The following is a 3,704-nucleotide window of genomic DNA, read 5'->3' on the forward strand; positions in this document are numbered from 1 at the left end:
CGGAATGGTGCCCTGAACAGAAACGGGGTTGCCCTGGAAATGCACGGTTTGTGACATGGTTATCTTCCTGTTTACATATAGTTAACGTCGCGAGTAGTGTATGACATCCGCCAGCTACACGGCAAACCCTATTTAACATTTACCAGAGAGGACAAGGGAATGCGTAACGTGCGAGTGTATGAGGAAGCCTGGCCGCTCCATACCCCTTTTGTGATCGCCCGTGGTAGCCGCAGCGAGGCAAAAGTGGTGGTAGTGGAACTGGAAGAGGACGGCGTGAAAGGGGTAGGCGAATGCACACCGTATCCCCGCTATGGCGAGAGCATCGCCTCGGTCATGGCCCAGGTGATGGCGATCGGCGAGCAACTGGAGGCGGGGCTTACTCGCGAACAGCTGCAGCGGCTGCTGCCGGCAGGCGCCGCCCGCAATGCCATTGACTGCGCGCTATGGGATCTGCAGGCCCGGCGCGAAGGCAAAACCTTGGCCCAGTTGTTGGGCGTGGCGTTGCCTAACCGGGTGATTACCGCCCAGACGGTGGTCATTGGCACGCCGGATCAGATGGCGGCCAGCGCCGCGGCGCTGTGGCAGGCAGGGGCCCAGCTGTTGAAGGTGAAGCTCGATGATCGACTGATCAGCGAGCGGCTAATCGCTATCCGCCAGGCGGCGCCGGAGGCTACGCTGATTGTTGATGCCAATGAATCCTGGCACAGCGAGGGGCTGGCGGCGCGCTGTCAGCTGCTGGCGGACCTCGGTGTGGCGATGCTTGAGCAGCCNCTCCCCGCCGACGACGACTCGGCGCTGGAAAACTTCGTTCATCCGCTGCCGATTTGCGCCGACGAGAGCTGCCACACCCGGGAGAGCCTGCCGCGGCTGCGCGGGCGCTATGAGATGATCAATATCAAACTGGATAAAACGGGCGGCCTGACCGAAGCGCTGGCTCTGGCCGGGGAGGCGGAACGGCAGGAATTTGAACGGATGCTGGGCTGTATGCTCTGCACCTCGCGCGGGATCGCCGCCGCGCTCCCTCTGGCGCCGCTGGCGCGCTTCGCTGACCTCGACGGCCCGACATGGCTGGCGGTGGACGTTGAGCCGGCGCTGCGGTTCAGCACCGGCGTGCTTCATCTTTAAGCCTGCCAGCGCAGCAGATCGGTCATCGCCGGCAGGTAACGCTCCGTTGCCTCGTCGGCGGAGACCGGCGGGAACTCGGCGGTGATGCAGGGGAGTCCGATATCGGCGCACCAGCTGCCAAAGGAGCCCGGCGTGTCGTAGCCCACGCTGCCCACCAGCGGCAGGGAGAAGGCGTCGGCCAGCCAGCGACCCAGCGGGCTGTGGCCCGGATCTTCGATACAGGCCAGCGGATCGTGAAAGGAGACCACCCACGCCGGATGAATCTGATGGATCAACTGACACAGGGCCTCGGTCTCCCGTTCCGAACCCGGCTGCTCACCGGTCAACAGCACCACGTCGCGCTCCGCCGCCGCGCTATTCCAGCGGTAAACCGTTTCCCCTTGCTTCCAGTTGGCTGCCGGAAAGTTACGGTTGAGGTCAACGCCGCGGGCATTGGCGCGCAGCCCGAGCTGACAGCCGTCAGGATTGACCGTCAGCACCACGTGGTGGCGGCGCAGCTCGGGTTTCAGGGTGCGCAGGGCGCAGGAGAGGGTCACAATCGACGAATTCTCATCACCGTGGGTACCGGCAATAATCAGCCCGCTACGGCTGTCGGCCTGCGGCGCAGGAAACCACAGCAGCGGCGCGCCCAGTTCCGAGCTGCCATACTGCCGGGTTCCCGGCGGAAAGTCGCCGCGCTGCGGGCGAGGACGTGAAATAGACATAGGGCTTCCTGTGTGTCGTTATTATTTAGTGTTGGCGAAAAGCGTATCGGGATCAAACCCATTCCCTGAGGCGTGAAATCCGACGGCACATCAATTTTCTATCATATGTCGTTTGCAATTTCAGGTGATGAAACAAATAATTATCGCTCTGTTGGCGGTATTTTTTTCATTTTAAAGGGGATCTTATGAAGTATCCTGTCGCTTTGACATGCGGCGCGCTGTGGTTAGCCAGCGTATCTTCTCTGGCCTGGGCGGCTGACGTACCGCCGGGCACGGTACTGGCGGAAAAACAGCTGTTAGTGCGCCATATCAAAGATGAACCCGCCTCGTTAGATCCCGCCAAAGCGGTGGGCCTGCCGGAAATCCAGGTGATCCGCGATCTGTTTGAAGGTTTAGTCAATCAGGATGCGAAAGGCAACCTGGTTCCAGGCGTAGCGACCCGCTGGCAGAGCAACGATAACCGCGTCTGGACCTTTACCCTGCGTGATAATGCCCGCTGGTCCGACGGCACGCCGGTTACTGCCGAAGATTTCGTCTATAGCTGGCAGCGTCTGGTGGATCCGAAAACCACTTCGCCGTTCGCCTGGTTCGCGGCGCTGGCGGGGATCGCTAACGCGCAGAACATTATTGACGGCAAAGCCGCGCCGGAGACCCTGGGAGTCACCGCCGTCGACGCCCACACCCTGCGGGTGCAGCTGGATAAACCACTGCCGTGGTTCAGCAACCTGACCGCCAGCTTTGCCTTCTATCCGGTGCAAAAGGCGAATGTCGACAGCGGGGCGAACTGGACGCGGCCCGGCAGCCTGGTGGGCAACGGCGCCTATGTTCTGAAAGACCGTGTGGTCAATGAGAAGCTGGTGGTGGTGCCGAACACGCACTACTGGGATAACGCCAAAACGGTGATCCAGCAGGTCACCTTTGTGCCGATTAACCAGGAGTCCGCCGCCACCAAGCGCTATCTTGCAGGGGATATCGATATCACCGAGTCTTTCCCGAAAAATATGTACCAGAAACTGCTGAAGGATATTCCGGGGCAGGTGTATACCCCGCCGCAGCTGGGTACCTACTATTACGCTTTCAATACCCAAAAGGGGCCGACGGCGGATGAGCGGGTACGCCTGGCGCTGAGCATGACCATCGATCGCCGGGTGATGGCGGAGAAAGTACTGGGGACCGGGGAAAAACCGGCCTGGCGCTTCACGCCGGACGTGACGGCGGGCTTCACCCCCCAGCCGTCACATTTTGAGAGCATGAGTCAGGCTGAGCTTAATGCCCAGGCGAAAGCCCTGCTGGCTGCCGCGGGCTATGGCCCGAATCGTCCGCTGAAGCTGACGCTGCTGTATAACACCTCTGAGAACCACCAGAAAATTGCCATCGCGGTGGCGTCGATGTGGAAGAAAAACCTCGGCGTGGAAGTGAAGCTGCAGAACCAGGAGTGGAAAACCTATATCGACAGCCGTAACACCGGCAATTTCGACGTGATCCGCGCTTCGTGGGTAGGGGACTACAACGAGCCGTCCACCTTCCTGTCGCTGCTGACCTCCACCCACAGCGGAAATATCTCGCGCTTTAACGATCCGGCGTACGACAAAATCCTCGCCCAGGCGGCGGTAGAGAATTCGGCCAAAGCGCGTAACGACGATTACAACGCGGCGGAAAAGATCATTATGGTCAAAGCGCCGATCGCGCCGATCTACCAGTACACTAACGGCCGATTGATTAAGCCGTGGCTGAAAGGCTACCCGATCACCAACCCGGAAGATGTGGCCTACAGCCGTACCATGTATATCGTGAAGCACTAACCGGTACTGGTTGCCTGATAATGTCAGGCAACCATCGCTGATCCCCGAGCTGGCGCGTCTTGCCGCGCCAGTT

At 60.3% G+C, this 3,704-nt stretch carries 4 protein-coding genes and 1 pseudogene (1 of these 5 only partly in view); 3 read left to right on the plus strand and 2 right to left on the minus strand.

What is annotated here, in order from left to right; translation table 11 throughout:
• A pseudogene (gene tpx, locus VZP09_RS06645) lies at positions 1 to 57 on the minus strand (thiol peroxidase) (it extends 446 nt beyond the left edge of the window).
• Positions 58 to 159: 102 nt separating this feature from the next.
• On the opposite strand from tpx, the gene ycjG reads away from it, so the two are divergent.
• A complete protein-coding gene (gene ycjG, locus VZP09_RS06650; RefSeq protein ID WP_004892699.1) occupies positions 160 to 1,125 on the plus strand; it encodes an L-Ala-D/L-Glu epimerase in 966 nt (321 codons plus the stop codon).
• Here the strand turns inward: ycjG and mpaA are convergent.
• On the minus strand, positions 1,122 to 1,829 hold the full coding sequence (mpaA, locus tag VZP09_RS06655; protein ID WP_004152134.1) for a murein tripeptide amidase MpaA: 708 nt from the start codon (positions 1,827 to 1,829) through the stop codon (positions 1,122 to 1,124). The genes ycjG and mpaA overlap by 4 nt on opposite strands.
• A gap of 72 nt (positions 1,830 to 1,901) precedes the next feature.
• Here mpaA and VZP09_RS06660 point away from each other — a divergent pair, with 72 nt between their 5' ends.
• A complete protein-coding gene (locus VZP09_RS06660; protein WP_004148146.1) occupies positions 1,902 to 2,018 on the plus strand; it encodes a hypothetical protein in 117 nt (38 codons plus the stop codon).
• Entirely contained in the window at positions 2,015 to 3,631 is a 1,617-nt protein-coding gene (locus VZP09_RS06665; RefSeq protein WP_328794969.1) for a peptide ABC transporter substrate-binding protein, read from the plus strand. The genes VZP09_RS06660 and VZP09_RS06665 overlap by 4 nt, the downstream gene beginning before the upstream one ends.
• Positions 3,632 to 3,704: the final 73 nt, after the last annotated feature.

The organism is Klebsiella sp. EMBS2024 (genome assembly GCF_036233805.1).
Taxonomy (GTDB): domain Bacteria; phylum Pseudomonadota; class Gammaproteobacteria; order Enterobacterales; family Enterobacteriaceae; genus Klebsiella; species Klebsiella pneumoniae.